A 23,400-nucleotide genomic window follows, 5' to 3' on the forward strand; every position below is an offset into this window, starting at 1 on the left:
ATATATATATAGTGCAAAATAGCAAAAAAAATTGAGATAAACTGAATAATTTCTTGAGAAATTTTCATGTTGTGATATAATTATAGAATAGATTGAGATAAAGGATTAACATGGATAAACGAAAGACTCTTATCTTTTTAAGAAATTTTTCACTTTGGTTAAGTATTCTTTGCCTCTTAGCATTATTGATTTTTTTCCTGCGTTTTATTGTAACGGGTATTGATAAAAAAGAAGTTGTCAAACGGCCTGTAGAAGTCTATCACCGGGTTCTTTTCATCAGTTCTTACGATCCTCTTTATTTTACTTATGATGCGCAGGTTAAGGGGCTTGAGCGAAGTTTATATCCTAACGGAATTGAATATGATGTTGCTTACATGTATTCCAATGGCCGAGGAGATACTTCGGGCGATGAGTTCTTCAATTTCATGAAACAACGCCTTTCAAAGGTCAAAAAGTACGAGGCGATTCTTATTGGTGATGATTTAGCCCTTGAATTCGCTATCAAATATCAGGAAGAGCTTTTCCCAAAAATTCCGGTTATTTTCTTCGGTATAAACGATTACGAGCTTGCTTTAAAGGCTTCTCTAAATCCGATGATGTCGGGTTTCTATGAAAATGATTACCTTGAGGAGACGATGAATCTTGCGAAAGCTCTTTTCCCGGACCGCAAGACTTTTATCGGTCTCCATGATCAGTCAGTCGCGGGCAAAGTTGATATAAGCACATTCTGGACACTCCGCGACAAATACAAAGGTTATTCTTTCGTTGATTTGGACGCTTCCCTTCTCTCTCAGTCAGATTTGGTATTCCTTCTTGCCGAGCTGCCAAAAGATTCAATTCTCTTCTATATGAACTGCTATTCTGACAAAAATCAGAATGTTTATTCGATGCTTTCCCGAACTGGCACGGTCGTTCGTTCTGCCACGGTTCCGATTTTCCGCAATTATGTCGGTGGCGAAGGAATGGGCGTTCTTGGTGGAATTCACATGGATGTTGAGGAGCAGTGCGTAAAAGTTGGTGAAATGGTCAAGGAGGTGCTTACCAAAGGTTCTCGCCCGGAAATTTCACTTGTCGATTATACGGAGAGCCGCACTTCATTCGACTACAGTCTTATGAAGGATTTTAAGCTTGATTTTTCTCTTCTTCCAAAAGATACGATTTTCTACAACAAGCCGGAGTCATTCATCTCTCACTATGGTAAAATCTTTCCTCCTATAATAATGCTTTTCATTACGCTGGTTGTTTTGATGTTCTACTCAAAATGCGGCAAGATGATTTCCATGACATATATCGCCGAGCTTAAAAAGTCTCAGAAGGTTCTTCTGGATTCTCAGGAACAGCTGAGCTATCAGGCTGAATATGATGAGATTCTTGATGTCCTCAACCGCCGCACGATTACGGCATGGCTTCGTGACACAATGACCGAAAAAAGTGTCTATTCCATAATCATCATTGATATTGATGATTTCAAAATGCTCAACGAAAATTATGGTCACTCGCTTGCTGACAGTATCTTGCAGTATGTTGTTGCACTCCTTAAAGGAATGGTCGAGGAAGGCGGATGGAAGATTGCGAGGTTTGGCGGTGACGAGCTTCTTCTTGTGATTCCTGATGAAGTTCTTACTATGGAATGTCAGATTGTCCGCCAGCTCTTTGCGGCTATCCGTGCTCCTATTCCGCTTGGTGATGAGACTCTTGCTATCACAGCAAGTATGGGAGCTTCTTGCTCAGACGGAATTACGCCGCCGGAGCAGCATGTCATCAATGCAGAAACGGCAATGTACGAGGCCAAAAAGCGCGGTAAGAACGGCATTGTCATCTATGATGATGAAATGAAAGAAAAGGCTCTCGAAGAAATCCGTATCAAAGAAAAGCTTCAGCAGGCTTTCGACAACGACGGATTCTTCATGCTTTATCAGCCGCAGATTGATGCACAGACAAAAGAAGTCAGCGGTTATGAGGCTCTTGTCCGAATGAAGGAACCTGGCATTTATCCGGGCCAGTTTATTCCTGTTGCGGAGCGCAGCGGCTGGATTTGGCGAATCGGTCGAATCACCACCGAGCTTGTAATCAAGCAGCTTGCCGCATGGCGTGATCAGGGCAAGACCTTGCATCCTGTTTCGGTCAACTTTTCGAGCAATCAGCTCAACGATCACGGCTATGTTGATTTCGTCGAGGATTTGCTCAAGCGATATAATATTCCGCCTCAGTTCTTGGAGATTGAGATTACCGAAGGCTTGTTCCTAGAAAAGAGCGTCCTTGCCGATGGCTTTTTCCGCCGCTTCAAGGACTTGGGAATCCGTCTGCTCATGGACGATTTCGGTACGGGCTATTCTTCACTCGGTTATCTCACCTACATTCCAGTTGATGTAATCAAGCTCGACAAGTCTCTGGTTGACACATACCTTGTTGAGGGCAAGGATTCATTCATCCGCAATATAATTCACCTCATGCACGATCTGGACAAAAACATGATTATTGAAGGTGTTGAGGAAGAAAAGCAGTATCTTCGTCTCAAGGAATTCGGTGCCGACACGATTCAGGGATATTTCTTCTCTAAGCCGATTCCTGCAAACGAGGCAATTGATTTCAACGTCAGCTGAGCTTAGGCTTTCGGTTTAATCAGATTTTCTAAATTTCAAACTTATTCTCTTGCAGCCTTCATCGCAACTTTTGTGTTGTACATTTTTTCATCGGCGGCTTCGAGGGCTTTGTTGAAATCAGCCGGTGAATGTGGCGTAAAGAATTCATATCCGTACGCGGCAGAGAATTTGTGTTCAGATTCTTCCTGCGCAAGTACGCTTTCGTCAAATTTTTTAAGAAGTTTTTGCACGGTTTCGCGGGAAATATTCTGGCATATACAGACGAATTCATCGCCGCCGATTCTGTAAATTGCGCCGCTTGAGCCAAAAATCTTTACGAGGCAATCGCAGAAAGCTTTGATTACTTTGTCTCCGATTAGATGCCCGAAATTGTCGTTGAGTTTTTTAAGATTGTTCATGTCGAAAACAATCATGCAGTATTCACCTTGCGGTCTGGTGGTTTCGTTGAAATTTTCTACGAGAGTGTACCATGCAGTTTTGTTGTTCACTCCTGTGGCAATGTCCACGAAAGCAAGATGTTTGTACATATTCACAAGATTCATTTCTTCAAAAAGCTTAAGTTCTTTCTGGTAAGTGATAAGAATCATTGAGATAAATGTGAACGCAAGCCCGAAACTCATCATGGAGCTGAAGAATTTGTTGTTGAACATTGAAATGGCAGTGAATGCAAAAATCACCGTTGATAAAATCATTGAGCCAATGAAAAGATATTTTAGCTTGCTGACTTTAATCCAGTCTTCCTTGAAAAGAATTCGCAGGGTGTAAATACATGCTGTCAGATAAATAAAATGTGAGATAAAAAGTGTGTTCGTGATTGCCTTTATGCCTGTGATTTGGAGAATGTATTCTACGGCTACGGCAGCAATCGTAATCCAGAAGAACACATTCAGGAATTTGCTGTTGGTTTTAGGCGAAATGCTTTTGACGAAAAAGTATGTAAAAATCGGTATGAAAAGCTGTGACAGATATTTGCAGCACCAGAGAAGCGGCAGGTAGCCGGTGAAGAAAAGAAGAAGCGTTGAGTCGTCGAGCTGCCAGACACCGATTGTGAAAGTCAGAAGTGCGAGGTGAAGCAAGGTGTAATCTTTTTTGTTCGTGTGTGAGAACAGGTGATGAGTTCCGAACAAGAGGACAGAGATGACAATGAACATTACTCCGAGAAGGAAGCTGTTTATGTGTTTAAGAAGAATTGTGAAAAGAATCTGCGCCGTATCGCCGAAAAAGACTTCTTCATAATCTCCTGCGCTGGAAGGAATTACGGCTTCTGTTTCGATACATAATATGGAACCGGCGGAAATGGGCGGTAGATCTGTGAAATTATAGACAGGACGGTATGACATGATTGATTTTGGAACAGCCTCTGTCTTGTATTCGTAGATAGTCTGGTTGTTTAGCTTGAGCTTTACATTTTGATGTTGTGAATAAAAGCAGACGGATGTTCTTCCGTCCTCGAATTCTGCAAGTCTGTGGTAGATAGCTGACTTCATTCCGTCTGTCTGAATGTGAACAGGAAGCGAGTCGATTGCAGTTTCATTGCCTTCTTTATCGTAATAAAACCAGCCTTTGTTAAAAAATTTTTCCTGATATTGGATTATGCGGGCATCAGTTGTGTTGTGTCCTATGAGAAGCACATAAATGCCGGTCAGAATTAGGGCGGTGAGAAGGATTTTTAATGCAAGAGACTTGAAATTGATTTTACCTTTCATTTATCCAGTTTATTATAAAAAATTAACCAGAAACAATAAATAGATAATACCGCAGTTTCGAGACAAAATCTTCTATTTAATGTATAATTTTTTAATATGGCAAAGACATTCGACGATAAAAAAATCATTTACACGATGGATCGCGTTTCTCGCGCGTATGGAACAAAAGTAGTCCTCAAAGACATTTCAATTTCTTACTACTACGGAGCAAAAATCGGTGTTATCGGTGAGAACGGTGCCGGTAAATCTTCACTTTTTAAAATTTTTGCAGGAATCGATAAAGATTACACTGGCGAAACCAAGCTTCTTCCGGGGTATTCAATGGGATATCTGGAGCAGGAGCCTTACCTTGAGCCGGGCAAAACAGTCCTCGAAGTTGTAAAAGAGGGCGTAAAGCCAATCACAGACTTGCTCGCTGAATTCGACAAGGTAAACGAAGCTTTTGGTGACCCGGATGCAGACTTTGACAAACTTTGTGCCCGTCAGGCAGAGATTCAGGAACAGCTTGATGCAGCCGATGCATGGAATCTGGACGCAAACCTTGAGCTTGCTATGGACGCTCTCCGCTGTCCTCCGGGCGACCAGGTTGTAGACGTTCTTTCTGGTGGTGAACGCCGCCGGGTCGCTTTGTGCCGTTTGCTTTTGCAGAAGCCGGACATTTTGCTTTTGGACGAGCCGACTAACCACTTGGATGCAGAGACTGTGGCCTGGCTTGAGCGGCACCTCAAAGACTATCCTGGCACAATTATCGCAATCACCCACGACCGATACTTCCTCGACAATGTTGCGGGCTGGATTTTGGAGATGGACCGCGGTGAAGGCTATCCGTTCAAAGGAAATTACTCAGAATGGCTCGAAGCCAAAGAAAAACGACTTGCTCTTGAAGAAAAACAGGCTTCAACACGCCGCCGAGAGATGCAGGAAGAGCTGGAGTGGATTCATGCGGGAGCAAAAGGCCGACAGGCAAAGCACAAGGAACATATCACCAAGTACGAAGCATTGCTCGCCGAAGAATCAAAGCGCGTTCAGCTTAAAGACACACAGATTTCAATTCCGGCTGGTCCTCGCTTGGGTAGCGTCGTAATTGATGCCGAAAAGCTCACAAAATCATTCGATGACAAGCTCTTGTTTGAGAATCTCGACTTCCATATCCCGGCTGGTAGCGTTGTCGGAATCGTCGGCCCGAACGGTGCTGGTAAAACAACATTGTTCAAGATGATTGCAAGTGCCGCAGGTCAGGAAATTGAGCTTCCGGACGGAAAAATGGGCAAGGAAGTTCCAGATTCTGGCTCAATCAAAGTGGGCGATACAGTTAAGCTCGTCTATGTTGACCAGATGCGTTCAAAACTTGACCCGAACAAGACAATCTACGAAATGCTTTCAGGTGGAAGCGACCTCGTTAAGCTCGGTGCGGTTGACGAAAAGGGCCGCGCGCTCAACGGTGCAGTCCGCGAAATCAACGCACACGCTTACTGCTCATGGTTCAACTTTAACTCAGCCGAGCAGAACAAAAAAATCTCAGTTCTTTCTGGTGGTGAAAAGAACCGTCTTAACATGGGCATGATGTTCAAGGAAGCCGGAAACGTGCTCATGCTCGACGAACCTACGAACGACCTCGACATCACGACAACCCGTTCCCTCGAAGAAGCAATCAACAGCTTTGCGGGCGTAGTTCTCGTAATCAGCCACGACCGTTACTTCCTCGACCGAATCTGTACGCACATCCTCGCATTTGAAAACAATTCCGAAGTTCACTTCGTAGAGGGAAGCTGGAGCGATTATGTCGAATGGAGAAAAGCTGTACTTGGATTAGATGATGATATACCACACAAAACTGTTTACAGGAAGTTGACAAGATAATGTCTGCATGGATGCAGGAGGAAAGCTAGGAGAGAATTTTCGTAGAAAATTCTCGTACGAATCCGAAAATCCACGGATGGATTTTCGGTTCGCGGAATGGCGTAAGAATGTCCTCGGAATCGACGATGATGTTCCACATAAGACAGTATATCGCAAGTTGACAAGATAATGCCCTGCATGGATGCAGGGGGAAAGCAGAACAAAAATTACATGGAAGTAATTTTTTGTTCGAAGCTCGCCCTTTAAAAACAAAAATCCCGCCTGTTCATTGAGCAGACGGGATTTCGTTTTTTAGGACTAGTTTTGCTTAGTTTGCTTTTGCCTGGCTAGGGTGCTGGATGTGTGCGGCACCAAGAATTGAGCCGACGAGTGCTGCCACAATGCCGACTGCGACAAGGTAGCCGCCAACTGTTGTGTAACCGAAGAATGGAGTTACCGGGCTTGTGTAGAACTCTGTGTAAGCACCGAACATGTCTGTCAAGGAAGGAGCGATTGAAATTACAGAAGCAATTCCGAATGCAATGGCGAGAAGTGTTACGATGATGTCGCCGATTATTGTCTTTGTGATGAAGAACAATGCAATTCCTGCGATTGAGCAGAGCCATACTGTTACGAGGAAAGTCGCGTTGTATGCGCTAGGAGCTTTGTTGAAATAAACGGCTGCCCCAAAGATATTCTTTAAGACTGTTCCCGAAGCATCTTTTACAAATACTGTTGGAATTAAGAATCCGATGAATGCGAGAATCATTCCAGCGAGGAAAATTACTCGGTCAACAGAGCGATTTTTTTTCAAATTGTCTAAATATTGCATTAGTTTCTCCTTAATCAATATATTTCTATTATATGATATTTTTACCATTTATCAATCGAAGTTTTTGTACTATAATGACCACTATGAGTACAATTTACGACAAAGCACTTGAAAAACATGGTGAATGGCAGGGCAAAATTTCCACTGAATTGAAGATGCCCCTTGAAACACGCGACGACCTTTCTGTGGCTTACACTCCAGGTGTTGCAGAACCATGCCGTCAGATTCATAAAAATCCTGATGATGTTTACAAATATACTTGGAAGGGCAATACAATCGCCGTCGTTTCGGACGGAACTGCTGTTTTGGGATTGGGCGACATCGGTCCTGCGGCTGGTTTGCCTGTAATGGAAGGAAAATGCGTTCTTTTCAAGAAATTCGCTGGCGTTGATGCCGTTCCGCTTTGTATCGATACAAAAGACCCTCAAAAAATCATCGATTTCTGCAAGCAGATTGCTCCTACTTTCGGCGGAATCAACCTTGAGGATATTTCAGCTCCACGATGCGTTGAAATCGAGCGTACTTTGATAAAAGAGCTGGATATTCCTGTTTTCCATGATGACCAGCACGGAACTGCAATCGTCGTAACTGCCGCAATCATGAATGCGCTTAAAGTCGCTGGTAAAAAGACGGAAGATTGTACTCTCGTAGTTTCGGGGACTGGTGCTGCTGGTTCTTCAATTATCCGTATGCTCCACAAATTCGGAATCAGAAAGATTTACGGATTTAACATCAACGGAATCATCATAAAAGAAGATTATGAAAAATATGATTTTTTAACGAAGGAACTTACTGAAATCACAAACCCGGACAACCGCCGCATGACTATGGCAGAAGCCATGAAAGGTGCGGATATTTTCGTCGGCGTATCTGCCCCAAATCTTGTGAGCGAGGAAATGGTGAAATCAATGGCTCCAAAATCAATCGTCTTCGCGATGGCAAACCCGGAGCCGGAAATTACTTACGAAAAGGCAAAGGCTGCCGGAGCCTATATCATCGGAACTGGTCGCTCAGACTATCCGAACCAAATCAACAATATCCTTGCTTTCCCAGGGCTTTTCCGGGGTGCGCTGGATTGCCGTGCAAGCAAAATCACTGAGGAAATGAAGATTGCGGCTGCACGCGGATTGGCTTCGTTGATTAGCGAAGAAGAGCTTAATCCTGATTTGGTAATCCCAAGTGCATTTGACGAGCGGGTTGCTAAGACAGTTGCAAAAGCCGTCGCTGACGAAGCAAGAAAAGCCGGTTTGGCAAGAATCTAAAAACTATTAAAAAAGGATTTTGAACAAATGAATATTCGTATTCTTGAAATGCCGTTGGATTACGGAGCTAGCCGTCATGGTGCGGATATGGGACCTTCTGCAATTCGTCTTGCCGGAGTTAAGGAGCGAATCGAGGGGCTTGGCCACAAAGCCGTGCAGTGTTTTTCACCGATTCAGATAAATCCGCAGGAATTTGAGTCAGTCGGTAATCCAAAAGCAAAATATCTTGCTCCGATTGTGCGGGCGAACACTCAGCTTGCCGAAGAAGTTGAAAAATCTGCCGCTTGTGGTGATTTTCCGCTGATTCTTGGTGGCGATCATTCAATTGCGCTTGGTTCAATCGCGGGGCTTTCTGCTGCTTATAAAAAGAAGGGATTAAAGCTTGGCGTTCTTTATGTAGATGCTCACGGTGATTTCAACACAGTTGACACGACTCCGAGTGGAAACATTCATGGCGAGTGTATGTCGGCGAGCTGCGGTTATGGAATTCCTGAGCTTACAAACCTGTATTTTGATGGGCAGAAGGTTGACCCAAAAAATGTCTGCTATGTCGGACTTCGTAGCGTTGATAAAGAAGAACGAAAATTGATGAAAGAAGCTGGTGTCAAAGCGTATACTATGACCGACATTGATCGACAGGGCTTTAACGAAGTCATGAGGCATGTGCTCAGATTTTTCAAGCAAAGGGTTGATGTCGTGCATGTTAGCTTTGATATGGACTGTCTTGATCCGATGTATGCGCCTGGAACTGGCTATCAGCTTCCTGCTGGTATGACGAATCGTGAGGCACTTCTTTTAATGGAAGAAATGTGTGATCTCGGAATGGTTCGTTCGGCGGAAATCGTTGAAGTTAATCCTGTACTTGATGTGCGGAATCAAACTGCGGCATTTGCTGTGGATTTGATTGCTCGGCTTTTGGGTGAGAAAATTTACTAATTGGAGAAAATTGAATCCTTCCTTGCGCAAGATATTTATTTCAATTTTTCTCCTTTGCTCCATTGCGGCACATTCGCTTGAAATAAAATCTGAGCGGGTTATTGAAGGATTCAGCTGGGTTCTTGAGACGACGAAAGGCTGGCAGACTATCACTGAAGTTTTGTCAAAAGAGGATGGAGGTGATATTCAGCTTAGGCAAGGCCTTAATTTTAAAGGAATCTTGTTTCGTTCGTTCTGGTATGACTTGCAAATAGTCAGGTCGCACATTAACCTTGGTTTTGACAGAAAAACTCACTTCCTTTGGACGGAAAAACCTGATTTTAACAGCGAGGATATGCGTTATACCGAAGGTCTTCGTTGCATAGATTATAGCATTCAGGTTGTGTTCCCGTACCGCCCGATATATTCTCTGACGATTTCGCCATATATAGAGTATTCTTTTATCGAACATTCTTATGATGAGAATTTTTCAGGAGTTGAACTTTCAACAGTAATGTTCAACAGCATTTTTGCAGGAATTGAATTTTGGCATAAGATCAGCAAAAGAATTTCGCAGAATTTATTTTTTTCCTATTCACCGCTTGTCTTTGAAAATTACAGCAAGAGCAAAATGCAGTTTATTTCTTATGGATTTGAGATTGTTGCGGACACACATCCAGTTTCACTCACGCTGTTCTTATCAAACAAAAAAACTTTTTTACAGAGAGGAAAGCTGATTTTTGATGGCGTTAATTTCCAGTTTACAGCATTCGTTACAGGTTTTGCATTGCATATAAATTTACGGTAGCACACACAATCCCTTGCCTCGGAAAGAAGATTCCGGGGCATTTTTTTTTGCTGTGTGGAATTCACCCATGTAGAACCAGCCGATTTTGCCATTCGCGAGCGGAATTTTTTCTCCGCCGAGCCAGAAGATTTTTGATTTGTCTTCGGGAAGCGGTTTTCTGAAAGTTTCGTCTCGTTTTGCTTCGTATTTTGCGATTATTTTTTCGATAAAATCCTTTGGAACGCTTGGTCGCTGAACCTGAAAGTCGAACCATTTCTGAACAGGTTTTTCCAAGTCTTCGCCGTGCATCCACTGGTTGAGCGAGAAATCAAGAAAAGCTCCGTATTTCTGGGATTTTTTCTCGCCTTCAAAGTGAAGTCCGTTTTTGGCAAAAAGAGGCGCATTCTGTTTTTCCTGCGGATCGATTGGCTTTAAGTCCTGGATTTTGCCCTCTGTCCATTCTTTGTAAACCCGTGAGTGTCGTGTGAGCACGAATTTGTGCCAGAAACATGAATCGAGCAAACCGTTTGCATAGAACTGGCGCAAAGTTTCCATCGAATTGATTAAATCCTGCTCCTTTTCCCACCAGTAGCCGTAAATCATGTAAGCGTGCACGAGAATTCCTGCTTCCTTGAAAGCACAACAGGCTCCGACGATTGATTCCAAATCCGTGCCCTTGTGAATCGCGTTGAGTCCGTTTCCTGTGGCAGATTCAAGCCCGGCCGAAACACCGATTAAACCTCCGTAAGCAAGAAAATCAGCAACATCGCGGGTAAAACTCTTTTCAAAGCGAACGTTTCCCCACCATGTAATCGGCGAACCGTGAGCAATATTTTCGCGGGCAAACTGAATCATCATGGCTGGCGGCATCGCTTCGTCAACAAAATGTATTCCGTAAACGCCTTTTTCCTTGCACTGAGAAAGCAATCCTTCATAAAGATTGTGAATGTTCGTCGGGCAATAACCTTTGACATAATCCAGCGTAACATCGCAGAAAGCGCATTTGTGCCAGTAACAGCCGTGTGCCATATAAGCCTTAATCCAGCTTCCATCCGACCAGAGTCTGTGCATCGGGTTAGTGTCATCAATAAGCCGAGGATACTGAGAAAAATCAATATCCGAAAAATCAGGAATCAGACTTGAAGTAACTTCCTTTTCGTAAGCTAACGACTGTTCGTAAGTAGGCGAACCTTCTTCAAGCGGCGGAACAATCCCGTTTTTTGTAAACTGTCTCAACTTGAAAATAGGACTATTTTCCGCAGGAGACATGTTCAATAAGTCTTTATATGAAGCGTATCCCCGGTCATAAGAAATCGCATCACAATATTTATCTAACGAAGGTTCGTTTGTTTCGCGAAGTTCCGTGTTCACAAATCCACCGCCAAAGCAAACAAAAACCGAGTCACCAAAGTGCTTTTTGAAAAATCGGCCAGTCGCCAGAGCCGCCGCAAATGTCCCCGCAAATGGGATTGAAATCAGCACGAGTGTCTTCGGGGCGTTGCGGGGTGTCCCCGCAGAAGGGGTAGCGACCAACGAAGTGGGCGCGTAGGGGGAGACTTCCCCCTCCAAAACTCCTAACTCCTCATTCCTAACTTCTAACTTTTCTAGCAGTGGTTCATAAAATTCTTTGAGAATCGGGCTGTCCGCACCTTTTTCGACCTGTTCAAAGCTTGATTCGCTTACAGTGAGGCTTTCGGCATATCGCACGAGCGAGAAATTCTTGTCAAAGGCAATCGTGATGAAGTCCGCCAAGTCCGCCAGCGCAAAACTTGCAAGTGAGCGTGCATCGTCTGTGGTCAAATCGTGTCCGAGATTCGCAAGATAATTTTCCATTCGGGAGCCACGCGGAACATGTGCGCCAAAAACAAAACGATGGGCATTCTCGTAGCCCGAAGAAATATTTTCGCGTGAACCTGGGCGCAAAATCGCCGTGATAAAATCAATCCACTCAATCCATAAATCTTTTTGGGCGACATACCGCCTGAGATTGAAAGCCGTCGCCTCATCGCCAGATTTTTCGGCTTGGTCTGCAAGCTGCAAGGCATTTTTTTCGCAGAGAGAGAAAAGTTTTGTAAGGCCTGCTCTTGAAAAAATCGCATAATAAAGCTCAAGGCTCAAATCGAGCCAGCGGGTTTTGTGACCGAGAGACTTGAAAAATGCAGAAAGATAAGCCCCGCTCGGATAAGCCGTGTTAAGCTGCACGATTGGCGGCTGGATAATCAAAACATTTTGCTTAGCTGTTTTTTCTTGTGACATTCTTTCCTGCCTAAAACTTTGCTTTAATTTCTTCGAGCACTTTCAAATCAGAAATCGCATCTTCGAGCGGTGAGACAAGCTCGCTGTTTCCGTCCAAAAAATCTACTGCGTTCTGAATCATCCCGCTGAAATAGCCTGTCTTTTTGGGAAGTTTGAGCTTTTGCTTTGTGAGCGAATAAAATCCTGTGTAAAGCTTGGATTCTTCGCGAAGGTGAAGCTCTGCAAATCCATTCCCGATGCAGATTTTACCCAAAGTGCCAAGAATTTCAATCCTGAACTCAAAAAATTTGCTTCGTCCACTCATTTTGACCGTGACTTCCGGGATTGTACCGAATTTACTAACGACCGATTGGTAGTGAGCAGAGAAATTTCGGACAATGCCTTCTTCGTCTTTGTAGATTCCTGAGACAAGCGGATTTGTCAAAAGGGGGGTGTCATTTCTTGAAAGGTCGGCTGGCGTATCAGGGGATGTAGTATCAGTTTCGGAATTGTTGGCTGTTTTGAGAATGGGTGTAACTTCCGACCGTTCGTTATTACTCCCCTTCCCTAGCAAAAATTGCAGTATATCTACCAGATGCGTTCCGTCATGCAAAAGCGAATAGGTTCCGTCCTTTTCAAATTCCTCGCCATAAATCCTTAAGCCCGAATCTAATTCTCCTGTTACAGACTGGATATCGCCGATTTTATCAATTAAACTTACGACCGATAGATAGTCTTTTGCAAATCTCCGCTCATGATTCACCATCACAGGAACGCCACATTCAATTGCTTTTGCACGGATTTTTTCAGCTTCTTCAGAATTGAGGGCAACAGGCTTTTCCAGAATCACGAGGCGAGGTTTGTATTCGATTGCTTTTAAACATTCTTCGAGATGATTATCTTCATTGACTGCCACAGTGATTATATCGAGGCAGGTAACATTTTCGTAAAGTTCTTTGCTTGTAGGAAAAACGAGCGTAAAGTCTTTTTTGCCGTTATGCTTTCGGACATACTTGCGCCAGTTTTCAAGATTTTCTTCGTTTGAGTCAGCGGCGGCAATCAGCTTGATTCGTTTGTTTTTAAGAAGTGCCATAGTATGACTTGCCGGCTGTTCGCGCTTTTTATCAAATCCAAGAGAAAATCCAATCCGCCCGGTTCCAACAATTGCGGCATAATAGTGCTTTTTTTCCATAAGCATAGTATATCACAGAATTGGCAATTTTTTTAGCCTGTAATTTATGATATTATTGCCGGGAAAAAGATGCACAAATGCCCGCGCATTTAATCCTAGTTCAGCAGGACATTGTCGTTATTTACTTTAATCTTCTTGAATAGCTCGACGATTGAATCCATCGTGAGATTCTTTTTTTCTTCGCCAGAGATGTCGCTGATGATTTCGCCCTTGTTCATCATAATGAGGCGGTTTCCAAAATCGAGCGCATGTTGCATGTTGTGCGTGACCATCATGACCGTGAGGTTGTATTCCTCTGCAAATCGGCGTGTCAAATCCATGACAATCTGGGCATTTGTCGGATCCAGGGCTGCCGTGTGCTCGTCAAGAAGAAGAAGGTTCGGGCGGCTCATAACGGCCATCAAAAGCGTGAGTGCCTGCCTCTGCCCTCCTGAAAACTGGTCAACATTATCGCCGAGACGGTTTTCCAGACCCATGTTAAGCACTTTTAGCTGCTCTCGGAAGAATTCGCGCATCTTGTTGTTGAGCGAAATCTTTAATCCCTTGAAGCCTTTTTTGTAGCAAATCATCATGTTGTCTTCAAGGCTCATTTTGCCGGCTGTTCCCAAAAGCGGATTCTGGAAGATTCGTCCGATATAGCGTGCCCGTTTGTATTCCGCATCGTTGGTGATATTCTTTGGAGCTGAATTTTCGTTTTCCTTGAGATAGATTGTGCCAGTCGTTGGCTTCAATGTGCCCGCAATAATATTGTAAAGAGTTGATTTTCCGGCACCGTTCGAGCCAATTACTGTGATGAAGTCGCCCTTTTTAATCTGAAGGTTAATGTTTTTGAGGGCTGTGTTTTCGTCCGGTGTGTTCGCGTTGAATGTAATTCCGATATTTTCAAGTTTTAGCATTATTGATATTTTATCTTTTTATGCAAAATTTTGCAATTTTCGGAAACGGAATATTTTGAAAGCATGGAATTTTTTATTGTCTTCTCTTCTGAATTTGATTATCTTTATATAGAAGAATCTAAAGAGGTATTTTAAATGGCTGAATCATGTACCCACAACTGTTCGACTTGTGGTTCAAATTGTAAATCAAAAGACTTGCGCGCGACTCTCCGCGAAGGAAGCTGCGTTAAAAAAGTAATAGGCGTTGTCTCAGGAAAAGGCGGCGTTGGAAAATCCCTCGTAACGGCTTTGCTTGCTTCAAAAATGCGAAAGGCAGGCTTTAAAACAGCAGTTCTCGATGCCGATATCACAGGCCCTTCAATCCCGACAAGTTTTGGTGTTGGTGCTCAAAAGGCAACCGGCGATAAAACAGGCACAATTTACCCTGTAAAAACTGAAACTGGAATCCAGCTCATGAGCATGAATTTCCTTCTCGAAAAGGAAACTGATCCGGTTTTGTGGCGTGGGCCTGTAATCGCAGGTGCGGTCAAACAGTTCTGGACTGATGTTGAATGGCGTGATGTTGATTTTATGTTCGTCGATATGCCACCGGGAACAGGCGATGTTCCGCTCACAGTTTTCCAGTCGCTCCCAGTTGACGGAATTGTTGTCGTGTCGTCTCCGCAGCAGCTTGTCCGCGTGATTGTCGAAAAGGCAGTCAAAATGGCGAACATGATGAAAGTTCCGATTGTCGGCCTTGTCGAAAACATGAGCTATGTAAAATGTCCGCACTGTAATGAAGAAATCAAAGTCTTCGGTGAGAGCAACATCAACGGAATCGCAAAAGACTACGGAATCCCAGTTCTGGCAAGAATCCCGATGAGCGAGGATATTTCCAAGGCAATCGATGAAGGCGATGTAGAGCGGCTTGACGCAGATTTTATGGATGCAGCAGTTGATTTGATAAAAGCGATGTAAACAAGAGAACTGAATTACAAGCAATTTTATATTGAAAATGGTGCGAGGGAATGAAACGGCTTACGAAAACACTCGTTTTGTGCTGCCGCGCAAGCGGCAAACGTATATAGTTACAAGCACAAAACGCGTGTAGCAGGCTAGCAAGCCTTCACAGCATAGCTGTTCGGAGAGTCACTCAAAATGCTTCACCGGAGCATTTTGCCGGCTACGCCGTCGTTCCCTAGGCTTCGATAAGCCGTTTTCATGACTGGGAGCCATTTTTCAATGAGGAAAGATTTATAATGCAGTTGCTCTGTGTTGGAACACTCCGCAATCTCTAAAATTTGGATAATCTATGAAACTTCTTCTTGCGCCGATGGATGCAATTACGCATCAGGCTTTTCGAAATCTTGTTGGCCGCTTCGGTGGATGTGATGAATACTTCAATGAAATGATTAACGCCTCTTCCTTGCTGAACAACGGCCCGTGGGAAAAATTTTACCTGCTTGAAGGCCCGGAGCCGGAAAAACTTGTCTGGCAGCTCACCGACAAAAACGGCGAAAAAATGGCTCAGGCGACCAGCGTTCTGGCTGAGCGTGGCGGAATCGGCGTGGATTTGAACATGGGCTGCTCTGCTCCGCAAATTGCCAACACTGGAGCCGGAATTGCCTGGATGACAAAGCCAATCTCGGAGACTCAGGCAATGGTTCACGGCGTAAAATCCGCGCTTGAAAATGCCGCTAAAGACGGCCGTCCTGCAAAAAGGCTTTCCGTAAAGCTTCGGCTCGGCGACCAGGATTTCACGCTCGAAAAATTCTTTGAGTTTACGGATATGCTCGTTGGTGAAGGCGTTCAAATGCTTACTCTTCACCCGCGCACCAAAAAAGAAAAATATCGTGAGCGCGCCCGCTGGCAATTCGTTGAGGAACTTGCCCTTCGCTATCCGCAGATTCCTGTTAATCTCAACGGCGATGTAAAAGATGGTGCAAGTTTTGAGGAAGCACAAAAAGCCGCTCCTCATGCAAACGGAATTATGATTGCTCGCGCTGCCGTCCAGAAACCATGGATTTTCGCTCAGCTTTCAGGACTTGCTTGCGAGCCAATCAACAGTGAGCAGCTTGCTCTTGTTTTCATCGATTATGTGGAGCAATGTCAGCCTCCAGAATTCTGGAAAACCCGTCTCCAAAGATTCTTCGCATATTACTGCCTCAATTTCAGTTTCGGTCACTATTTCCAGACCCAGATGATAAACGCAAAAGACAACGAAGATGCCCGCGCCCGCGTAAAAGAATATTTTTCGAAATGCCCCGATGACAAAACTTTAAAAATATGATAGTGTTACTATCACTATAATTAACTGGGATAACAGGATTTTATATTGCTATTTTTTAAAATTGTGTTAAAATAATATAATAAATATCTTTAAAGTAACGGAGCGTAAAATGAAAATAAAAGTTTTTGCTATTGTTTCTGTTTTGCTTGCATCGTTCGGCCTTTCAGCTCAGACAGCAAATGAAATCGCCAAAGTGTTTTGTGATTTGGACAGGGTTCCAGATTACAACTACTCTACCCTGATTCTCGAAAACATTAACAAAAACGGTAAGAGTGAGAAAATCGAAATTTGGCAGTACGGAAGTGGTGTTGATAACGGCCTTAAAAATGTAGCGTTCGATTTCAAGGCGCCTGCTAGCGTTAAAGGCATGAGGGTTCTCCAGCTAGAAAAGCTCAAGAAGGCTGATGACCGCTATGTTTACATGCCGGAACTTCGTCAGTCACGACGAATCCCAATGACAGAGCGAACGAAATCTTTCGGCGGCACCGAATTCACTTACAACGACATGACAATCCGCAACGAGGATGAAGACGACAATTCCATTCTTGATCCAAACGCAAAAATCACTATAAACGGCAATTCTTATTCTTGCTGGAAGATGAAGTCAGTTCCTTACAAAAAGAGCGAGGTTGAGTATTCTTACCGCATTTCATGGTTTGACAAAAAGACATACATTCCTGTCCGAATCGAATACTATGACACCAAGGACAAGATGATTAAGATTTATGAATGTCTCAAAATCGAAATCGTAAAGGGTGCGACTGGTATCGAATATCCTTTGCGCCGTTCAAATGTCATTACAAATCTTGTAACAGGCCGCAAGACGATTGCGACTGTAAAAGACTTCGTATTTGACGAAAAAATTTCTGATGCTTATTTCACACAGAACTGGATTGTCACTGGAAAAGCTCCGAAAATCAAGGGCAAAAAGTAAAAAAGGATTGTTTTTAAGGCAAATTAAATTTGTCTTGCATATAAACCTATTTTGCTATACTATATTAATACTAATTAAAAAAGGAGCTTGAAAATGGCTTTGAAAAAATCTTATTCTAAAGACAAAAAAACTTGCAATGTAACTTTCACAGTATCACCAGAGGCAGCTCAGGGTGCAAAAACTGTAACAATCGCTGGTGATTTTAATAGCTGGAGCAGCACAGAAACTCCACTCAAAAAAGGTAAGGACGGTTCTTTCTCTGTAAAGCTCGGTCTTGAAGCTGGTAAAGAATATCAGTTCCGCTACCTTCTCGATGGAGAACGCTGGGAGAATGACTGGGCAGCAGACAAATATATTCCTGCACCATTCAGCTCAACAGATAACTCAGTAGTTATCTGCTAAGTTTAATTAAAAGCAAAAAAGGCACTCTCCGCGAGTGCCTTTTTTTATGGCTGCCACATGGAGGTGGCGTAAAAGCAAAGAGAGAAAATTCAAACGGCAAAGTCAACGATATTTGCCGTGTTTGCCTTTAGGTGAACAGAATTTTCTCGTATGAACTTAAAATCCATGGAGGGATTTTAAGTTCACGGCACATGAATTACTTCACGCGGTTTGCTTCCGTTCGCCGGGCCTACGATTCCGCGCTCTTCCATTTCTTCGACAAGTCGGGCTGCACGGTTGTAGCCGATTTTAAGCCGTCTCTGAATGTAGCTTGCGCTTGCTTTTCCAGCCTGGATTACAATCTGCAAAGCCTGATCATAAAGCGGGTCTTCGCCGTCACTGAACAAACCTGGCTCTTCATCAACATCTTCGTCATCATCAACAAAGATTTCATCATCAATGTAATCAGGGCCACCGAAAGTTTTGACATAATCAACTACGCGCTCAACTTCATTATCACCGACCAAAGTTCCCTGGATTCGGGTTGGAATTGGATTTACGGCAGAAGTATAGAGCATATCGCCTTTTCCAAGCAGCTTTTCTGCTCCGATTGCATCAATGATAATCTGTGAATCCTGTCGGCTTGCAACCATGAATGCGATTCGGCTCGGAATATTAGCCTTGATAAGACCCGTGATGACATTCACTGAAGGTCGCTGTGTTGCAAGTACGAGGTGGATTCCGACGGCTCGGCTCATTGCTGTAAGTCGGGCGACGCTTGTTTCAAGCTCTTTTCCGCTTGTAGCCATCAAATCTGCAAACTCATCGATAATTACCACGATGTAAGGGAGCTTTTGTGTTGCGATTCTTCGCTCACGGATTCGGGTGTTATAACTGAGGATGTCGCGCACGCCCATTCCATCGAGAAGAGCATATCGTCGCTCCATTTCGCAGATACAATATTGAAGAACCTGCAATGCTCTCTTCGGCTCTGTTACGACCGGAGTGAGCAAATGCGGAATATCGTTGTAAAGCTTAAGCTCAACAACTTTTGGGTCAACCATAATCAATTTGACATCGTTTGGCGAGCGGTTGTACAAAATCGAAAGAATGATTGAGTTTACGCAGACAGATTTACCTGCACCTGTCGCACCCGCAATCAAAAGGTGCGGAGTTTTTGCGATATCGATAATCTGAGACTGGCCGGAAATATCTTTTCCCAAAATGACAGGAATCGACATCTTTTTAAAATCCTGCAAAGGCTGCTCGATAATTTCGCGGAATGAAACGATTGCACGCTCCTTGTTAGGAATTTCGATACCAACGGCGTGCTTTCCAGGAATTGGAGCTACGATTCGGACTGATTTTGCGGCAAGTGAAAGCGCGATATTGTCCTGCAAGTTGACGATTTTGCTGAGCTTAACACCCGGAGCCGGGAGCAGTTCAAACATCGTAACGACAGGGCCTTTTCGGATTCCTGTTACGCTTGCTTCAATGCCAAACTCCATGAGAGTCTTTTTTAGATTTTCCCCGGCGGCTTTTGTCTCGTCGTCAATTCGCCAGTATTCGTCATTTGAAAATTTTTCGAGTAAATCCGTTGGAATCTTGTATTCGCTCAGACGGCGCATCGGCGTGTCAGATGAAGAATTTGCTTCCACAGTTTCATTTGCGTTCTGGTTGAGATTAGCTTGTACCGCATCCGAATCTTTTATGATTGGATTTGCGGCGGCATCGGCTTCCATCTGGGAAAAAATGTCTTCTACGCCGAGAGTTTCTTCATCTTCGTCTTCTTCGGTCTCGAAAGGCTCGTCGGCGATTTCAGTTTCTTCCTCATTTTCAAAAGATGTTGCTTCAGGCTCCGGCTCGGCTTCTGCTGTTTCAGTAGCAAAGTCCGGCTCTTCAAGAGATTCCTCAAGAATTTCAGTTTCGGCAGGCTCTTCCAGCTCTTCTTCGTTTCCTTCGATTTCCTGTGGTTCTTCAAATTCTTCTGCGATTTCCTCAGTTGTTTCTGGAAGCGTTTGGCTTTCTTCTGGAAAATTTTCCGACAAGTCTTCCGGGAAGTTGCCTTCCGAAATTACTTCTGGTTTTTCGGCAATGTCCTCGATGTTGATGTAATCGGCCGGATTTTCATCTTCTGGAATCTGCGCAAGTTCCGGCTCTGTAACTGGCTCGTCAGACTCAAATTCTGGCTCAGTCGCGATTTCTGTGTCAGGAAGTTCCGTAAAATCAAGTTCTTCTTCTGGCAGCGGCTGTTCGTCAATTTCAGCTGTATCGTTAATCTCTTCAACACCATCAGCATCGTCAGCAATTTCTTCGGAATCATCAAAAGCAACCGGCTGGACATCATTCATTTCATCGAATTCATCCGTAAATTCGTCGGGATTTACAAAATCCTCTGAACTGACAGGAATTTCTTCTTCAAAATCTTCCTCAGACTGGATTTCTTCGTCTTCCGCGATGATTTCCTCTGCGACATCAGGGGCTTCTTTCGGCAAAGGCTGTTCATCAAAATCTTCTACAAGTGTCGCATCCGTATCATTTAAAATTTCTTCGCTCGCCTGCTCCTGCCTTGCCGCAAGTTCCTCTTCATGAGCCTTTTCTTGCTCGTCAAAAATATTATCAAAAGGAGACGGTTCTTCGGGAAGTTTAGGTTCGGCAAAATCTGCTTCTTCGAGAAGCTCTTCTTCTGGAGTCAGATTCTCTTCGGAAACTAATTCAGGAATTGCTTCTTCGCCTTCAAAATCTTCATGTTCAATTATAGTCGGTTCTTCTGAGACAATTGTTTTTTCTTGTTCGAGAGTTTTTTCCTGAGCCGGTTTTTCATCATCAATCAAATCTTTTAGAATTTCTTTTTGATGCAGGAAGATTTCATCATTTGACAAATCGAGTTTTTCTTCTTCCTCATCGTCGAGACTCCCTTCATAATCATCAATTATATCGTCTGTTTCATCAGATTCATCGGAATCTTCTTCGTAATCAGACTCTTCCGTATATTTGTCATCTTTATCTTTAAAGATGAATTTCGTGTTTTCCTCGCTTTCTGAGATTGAATTTTCAAGAACATCACCGAGGATTGATAGAAGCAGATATTCGGCTGCAAGAATCAGCGCGCCTATTAACAGAGTTGAGGAAAGTTTGACAATCATCACGCTGTCTGAGTCTGAGCCGACAATCATGCGGCAGATGTGTTCGACTGCATCGAGTGTGAAGAAAGGAATTATTGAGCCGAGAAGCATTACGCCGTTTCTAATCCGCCATCTTGCATTGAAACTCTGGATTCCGGCGATAATCAGGAAAAGTGGAATACAAATCGATGTGAATCCGTAAACACCGGTGAACATTTTTCCAAGTGAATAGAATATGGTGTTTTTTGCAGGGCTGATTCCACCAAAGTCAACCGCGACTAAAAGCAATGATATAGAAATTAAAGCCGCAAGAACGAAAAGAAAGATGCCTGCGACAACAGAATATTTTTGATGCTTCATACTTTATGATTATCGGTTAATTTGCTATACTATTTTAGTGAGTGAAAATAATTTTAAATGCAATTTTTGCAAGGTTTGCAACGGCAGGGGATGCATCGGACAGCTTCCTGGAATGGGAGGAGTCCGCGAAAATGAAAATTTCATACTCAACTGTTCTGCCTGGGAAGTTGTGCGCAATAATAATATAGAAAGAATTAGGAAATTCCTTGATTTGGAGCCGGAATTCCGAATCCCGCAGATTACGATTGCTCCGATGACTGGTGCGATTGAAAACATAGGTTTTGCTCAGGAATCTGATTTTTATGACGCGATTATTCAGGCGATGCACAAGGTTGGGGTTGGCCTTTCAATTGGTGACGGTTATCCAGACGAAAAACTGAAATTCGGAATAGAAGCCTTTAAGAAAATAAAAATCGAGGCTCCTGATGCGCAGACTTCTGTTTTTATAAAGCCTTATTCCAACGAAAAAATTTTTGAGCGTTTTGAGTGGGCGAAAGATTGCGTGAAAATAGCAGGTGTTGATATTGATTCTTACAACATCGTGACCATGCGCAATCTCGTTAAATTGGAAAAAAAGAATGCCGCCCAGCTGATTGAAATCAAAAAACATGTAAAAATCCCGTTCGCAATCAAGGGCGTTTTCACTCAGGAAGACATTGAGCTTGTAAAGGAAGTCAAGCCAGACATTGTTTATATTTCAAATCATGGCGGCCGGGTTGAGACAAGAAAAGGCAGCACAGCGGAATTTTTTGCTGAACATGCGGAAGAACTTCAAAATTACTGTGATGAGATTTGGGTTGACGGCGGTATCAGAAGCCCGCGTGATGTTGCCACGGCAATGGCTCTGGGCGCGGATTGTGTTCTTGTTGGAAGGCCGTTTGCCAGCGCGCTTTGCCACGGTGGAGCCGAAGAGCTTTGTGGCAAAGTGCTTGAGCTTAGCCTGTTAAAATACGGATTTTAATTGTACAAATACAGGCATTTGCCTGATGTATTTCCCAAAAGTTCGTAAACGCTTGCTTCCGGGTTTTTTACGAAGCTGGCTGCTCCAGAAAGGAGTGACATCCAGTTTTCTTCGTAGCGGTATTTGTATTCAACAAAACTGACTGACTCGCCTTTTTTGTCCTCTTCATCTTCTGCAAAATAATCCTTGATATTTGATTTTGCATCTTCAAAAGAACATACTTCATCAACCAGACCGTTTTTTTGTGCCTGTGCAGCCGTGTAAATTCGTCCGTCGGCAAGAACCTTTACGGCAGAAATGCTCATTCCGCGTGAATCTGCGACGATTCCTGTGAACTGCTCGTAAGCCTCGTCAGCAATTGACTGCATGATTGCGCGCTGCTCATCTGTGAGCGGCTGGTTGTAGTTGCCCATGTTTTTGTTTCGGCCGGCAGTGATTGTGTTCATTTTGATGCCGATTTTGTCGAGCAAGCCTGTCGCATCAATGCTCTGGCCTGCGATTACGCCGATTGAGCCTGTGAGCGTGTTTCGGTTGGCGAAGATTGTGTCTGCCGCACAGCCGATGTAATATCCGCCGCTGGCTGCAAGTGAGCCGAAGAATGCGAAAACCGGCCTTTGTGTTGACGCTTTGTATTCCATGAGCGAAAGATATGCTTCGTCAGACTCGTAGACTGTTCCGCCCGGTGAGTTGATGTTGAGAAGGATTCCGCGGTTGTTCGGGTCATTTTTTGCCTTTTTGATTTGCCGCAAAAGCCACTTCTGGTTGTAAGTTTTGTTTTCCTCAGAAATTACGCCCGTGATATAAATCACAGAGATATACGGCTTTTTCAGGTTCTTTATGATTGGAGAACTTTGATTTTTGCCACGCGCGATGCTGATGATTTTTCCGACAGTTCCGCTGCTTGGTTCATCATCGTCAAAATCTTCATCGTCTTCGCCCTCAAATTCATCGTCGAAAATTTCTTCAGAATCTTTGCTTGTGCTGAAACTGAATGAGAAATTTGATTTTTTGTCGCTGAAAAGATTTACAATCGCGTTGATCCAGATTGGAAGTGAAACCAGCGCGATGATGATAAGGATAAAAAGTCCTTTCTTGTGTTTCAT

The 23,400-nt window shown here is 43.6% G+C and carries 17 protein-coding genes; 10 read left to right on the forward strand and 7 right to left on the reverse strand.

Annotated features, from left to right (window positions below; genetic code table 11):
• Positions 1–110 precede the first annotated feature (110 nt).
• Entirely contained in the window at positions 111–2,603 is a 2,493-nt protein-coding gene (locus IJJ71_RS10830) for an EAL domain-containing protein (RefSeq protein ID WP_296846982.1), read from the forward strand.
• A gap of 41 nt (positions 2,604–2,644) precedes the next feature.
• Here the strand turns inward: IJJ71_RS10830 and IJJ71_RS10835 are convergent, their stop codons facing one another.
• Complete coding sequence (locus IJJ71_RS10835) at positions 2,645–4,309, reverse strand: GGDEF domain-containing protein (RefSeq protein ID WP_296846984.1); 1,665 nt, start codon at positions 4,307–4,309, stop codon at positions 2,645–2,647.
• A 96-nt stretch (positions 4,310–4,405) separates the two neighbouring features.
• On the opposite strand from IJJ71_RS10835, the gene ettA reads away from it, so the two are divergent.
• The gene (gene ettA / locus IJJ71_RS10840) at positions 4,406–6,169 is read left to right on the forward strand and encodes an energy-dependent translational throttle protein EttA (protein WP_296846986.1); all 1,764 of its coding nucleotides are present in this window, start codon (positions 4,406–4,408) and stop codon (positions 6,167–6,169) included.
• 307 nt (positions 6,170–6,476) lie between these two features.
• Here ettA and IJJ71_RS10845 read toward each other — a convergent pair whose 3' ends face one another.
• Positions 6,477–6,980, reverse strand: coding sequence for a hypothetical protein (locus IJJ71_RS10845; protein ID WP_296846988.1), 504 nt, complete (start codon positions 6,978–6,980; stop codon positions 6,477–6,479).
• Between the two features lie 83 nt (positions 6,981–7,063).
• On the opposite strand from IJJ71_RS10845, the gene IJJ71_RS10850 reads away from it, so the two are divergent.
• Genes IJJ71_RS10850 through IJJ71_RS10860 form a run of 3 tightly spaced genes read left to right on the forward strand, consistent with a single transcriptional unit; the run spans position 7,064 to position 9,965 of the window.
• Positions 7,064–8,242 carry an NAD(P)-dependent malic enzyme gene (locus tag IJJ71_RS10850; RefSeq protein WP_296846990.1) on the forward strand — a complete coding sequence of 393 codons (1,179 nt, stop codon included), beginning with the start codon at positions 7,064–7,066 and terminating at the stop codon, positions 8,240–8,242.
• A 27-nt stretch (positions 8,243–8,269) separates the two neighbouring features.
• Positions 8,270–9,178 carry an arginase gene (gene rocF / locus IJJ71_RS10855; protein WP_296846992.1) on the forward strand — a complete coding sequence of 303 codons (909 nt, stop codon included), beginning with the start codon at positions 8,270–8,272 and terminating at the stop codon, positions 9,176–9,178.
• A 22-nt stretch (positions 9,179–9,200) separates the two neighbouring features.
• Positions 9,201–9,965, forward strand: coding sequence for a hypothetical protein (locus IJJ71_RS10860; RefSeq protein WP_296846994.1), 765 nt, complete (start codon positions 9,201–9,203; stop codon positions 9,963–9,965).
• On the opposite strand, the gene IJJ71_RS10865 is transcribed toward IJJ71_RS10860, so the two are convergent.
• From IJJ71_RS10865 to IJJ71_RS10875, 3 genes are all read right to left on the reverse strand, one after another.
• Positions 9,957–12,200 (reverse strand): B12-binding domain-containing radical SAM protein, encoded by a 2,244-nt coding sequence (locus tag IJJ71_RS10865; RefSeq protein ID WP_296846996.1) that lies wholly within the window; start codon positions 12,198–12,200, stop codon positions 9,957–9,959. The genes IJJ71_RS10860 and IJJ71_RS10865 overlap by 9 nt on opposite strands.
• 10 nt (positions 12,201–12,210) lie before the next feature.
• The gene (locus IJJ71_RS10870; RefSeq protein ID WP_296846998.1) at positions 12,211–13,371 is read right to left on the reverse strand and encodes a Gfo/Idh/MocA family protein; all 1,161 of its coding nucleotides are present in this window, start codon (positions 13,369–13,371) and stop codon (positions 12,211–12,213) included.
• A 95-nt stretch (positions 13,372–13,466) separates the two neighbouring features.
• Positions 13,467–14,267 carry an ABC transporter ATP-binding protein gene (locus IJJ71_RS10875; RefSeq protein ID WP_296847000.1) on the reverse strand — a complete coding sequence of 267 codons (801 nt, stop codon included), beginning with the start codon at positions 14,265–14,267 and terminating at the stop codon, positions 13,467–13,469.
• A 135-nt stretch (positions 14,268–14,402) separates the two neighbouring features.
• Between IJJ71_RS10875 and IJJ71_RS10880 the strand changes: the two genes are divergently transcribed.
• From IJJ71_RS10880 to IJJ71_RS10895, 4 genes are all read left to right on the forward strand, one after another.
• On the forward strand, positions 14,403–15,224 hold the full coding sequence (locus tag IJJ71_RS10880) for an Mrp/NBP35 family ATP-binding protein (RefSeq protein WP_296847002.1): 822 nt from the start codon (positions 14,403–14,405) through the stop codon (positions 15,222–15,224).
• Between the two features lie 334 nt (positions 15,225–15,558).
• Positions 15,559–16,536, forward strand: coding sequence for a tRNA-dihydrouridine synthase family protein (locus tag IJJ71_RS10885; RefSeq protein ID WP_296847007.1), 978 nt, complete (start codon positions 15,559–15,561; stop codon positions 16,534–16,536).
• 109 nt (positions 16,537–16,645) lie between these two features.
• On the forward strand, positions 16,646–17,470 hold the full coding sequence (locus IJJ71_RS10890) for an outer membrane lipoprotein-sorting protein (protein WP_296847008.1): 825 nt from the start codon (positions 16,646–16,648) through the stop codon (positions 17,468–17,470).
• A gap of 93 nt (positions 17,471–17,563) precedes the next feature.
• Entirely contained in the window at positions 17,564–17,872 is a 309-nt protein-coding gene (locus IJJ71_RS10895; RefSeq protein ID WP_296847009.1) for an isoamylase early set domain-containing protein, read from the forward strand.
• Between the two features lie 182 nt (positions 17,873–18,054).
• Here IJJ71_RS10895 and IJJ71_RS10900 read toward each other — a convergent pair whose 3' ends face one another.
• Positions 18,055–21,336, reverse strand: coding sequence for a DNA translocase FtsK (locus tag IJJ71_RS10900; RefSeq protein ID WP_296847010.1), 3,282 nt, complete (start codon positions 21,334–21,336; stop codon positions 18,055–18,057).
• Between the two features lie 37 nt (positions 21,337–21,373).
• On the opposite strand from IJJ71_RS10900, the gene IJJ71_RS10905 reads away from it, so the two are divergent.
• A complete protein-coding gene (locus IJJ71_RS10905; protein ID WP_296847011.1) occupies positions 21,374–22,297 on the forward strand; it encodes an alpha-hydroxy-acid oxidizing protein in 924 nt (307 codons plus the stop codon).
• On the opposite strand, the gene sppA is transcribed toward IJJ71_RS10905, so the two are convergent.
• Positions 22,294–23,400: a signal peptide peptidase SppA gene (sppA, locus tag IJJ71_RS10910; RefSeq protein ID WP_296847012.1), complete on the reverse strand. Its 1,107-nt coding sequence runs from the start codon at positions 23,398–23,400 to the stop codon at positions 22,294–22,296. The genes IJJ71_RS10905 and sppA overlap by 4 nt on opposite strands.

Origin of the sequence: Treponema sp. (assembly GCF_017430385.1) — a bacterium.
Taxonomy (GTDB): Bacteria; Spirochaetota; Spirochaetia; order Treponematales; family Treponemataceae; genus Treponema_D.

Coding starts and splice junctions, on each gene's coding strand:
- rocF (WP_296846992.1), top strand. CDS start 8,270: ATGAATATTCGTATTCTTGAAATGCCGTTGGATTACGGAGCTAGCCGT.
- IJJ71_RS10830 (WP_296846982.1), top strand. CDS start 111: ATGGATAAACGAAAGACTCTTATCTTTTTAAGAAATTTTTCACTTTGG.
- IJJ71_RS10890 (WP_296847008.1), top strand. CDS start 16,646: ATGAAAATAAAAGTTTTTGCTATTGTTTCTGTTTTGCTTGCATCGTTC.
- IJJ71_RS10835 (WP_296846984.1), bottom strand. CDS start 4,309: ATGAAAGGTAAAATCAATTTCAAGTCTCTTGCATTAAAAATCCTTCTC.
- IJJ71_RS10900 (WP_296847010.1), bottom strand. CDS start 21,336: ATGAAGCATCAAAAATATTCTGTTGTCGCAGGCATCTTTCTTTTCGTT.
- ettA (WP_296846986.1), top strand. CDS start 4,406: ATGGCAAAGACATTCGACGATAAAAAAATCATTTACACGATGGATCGC.
- IJJ71_RS10875 (WP_296847000.1), bottom strand. CDS start 14,267: ATGCTAAAACTTGAAAATATCGGAATTACATTCAACGCGAACACACCG.
- sppA (WP_296847012.1), bottom strand. CDS start 23,400: ATGAAACACAAGAAAGGACTTTTTATCCTTATCATCATCGCGCTGGTT.
- IJJ71_RS10885 (WP_296847007.1), top strand. CDS start 15,559: ATGAAACTTCTTCTTGCGCCGATGGATGCAATTACGCATCAGGCTTTT.
- IJJ71_RS10845 (WP_296846988.1), bottom strand. CDS start 6,980: ATGCAATATTTAGACAATTTGAAAAAAAATCGCTCTGTTGACCGAGTA.
- IJJ71_RS10870 (WP_296846998.1), bottom strand. CDS start 13,371: ATGGAAAAAAAGCACTATTATGCCGCAATTGTTGGAACCGGGCGGATT.
- IJJ71_RS10895 (WP_296847009.1), top strand. CDS start 17,564: ATGGCTTTGAAAAAATCTTATTCTAAAGACAAAAAAACTTGCAATGTA.
- IJJ71_RS10880 (WP_296847002.1), top strand. CDS start 14,403: ATGGCTGAATCATGTACCCACAACTGTTCGACTTGTGGTTCAAATTGT.
- IJJ71_RS10850 (WP_296846990.1), top strand. CDS start 7,064: ATGAGTACAATTTACGACAAAGCACTTGAAAAACATGGTGAATGGCAG.
- IJJ71_RS10865 (WP_296846996.1), bottom strand. CDS start 12,200: ATGTCACAAGAAAAAACAGCTAAGCAAAATGTTTTGATTATCCAGCCG.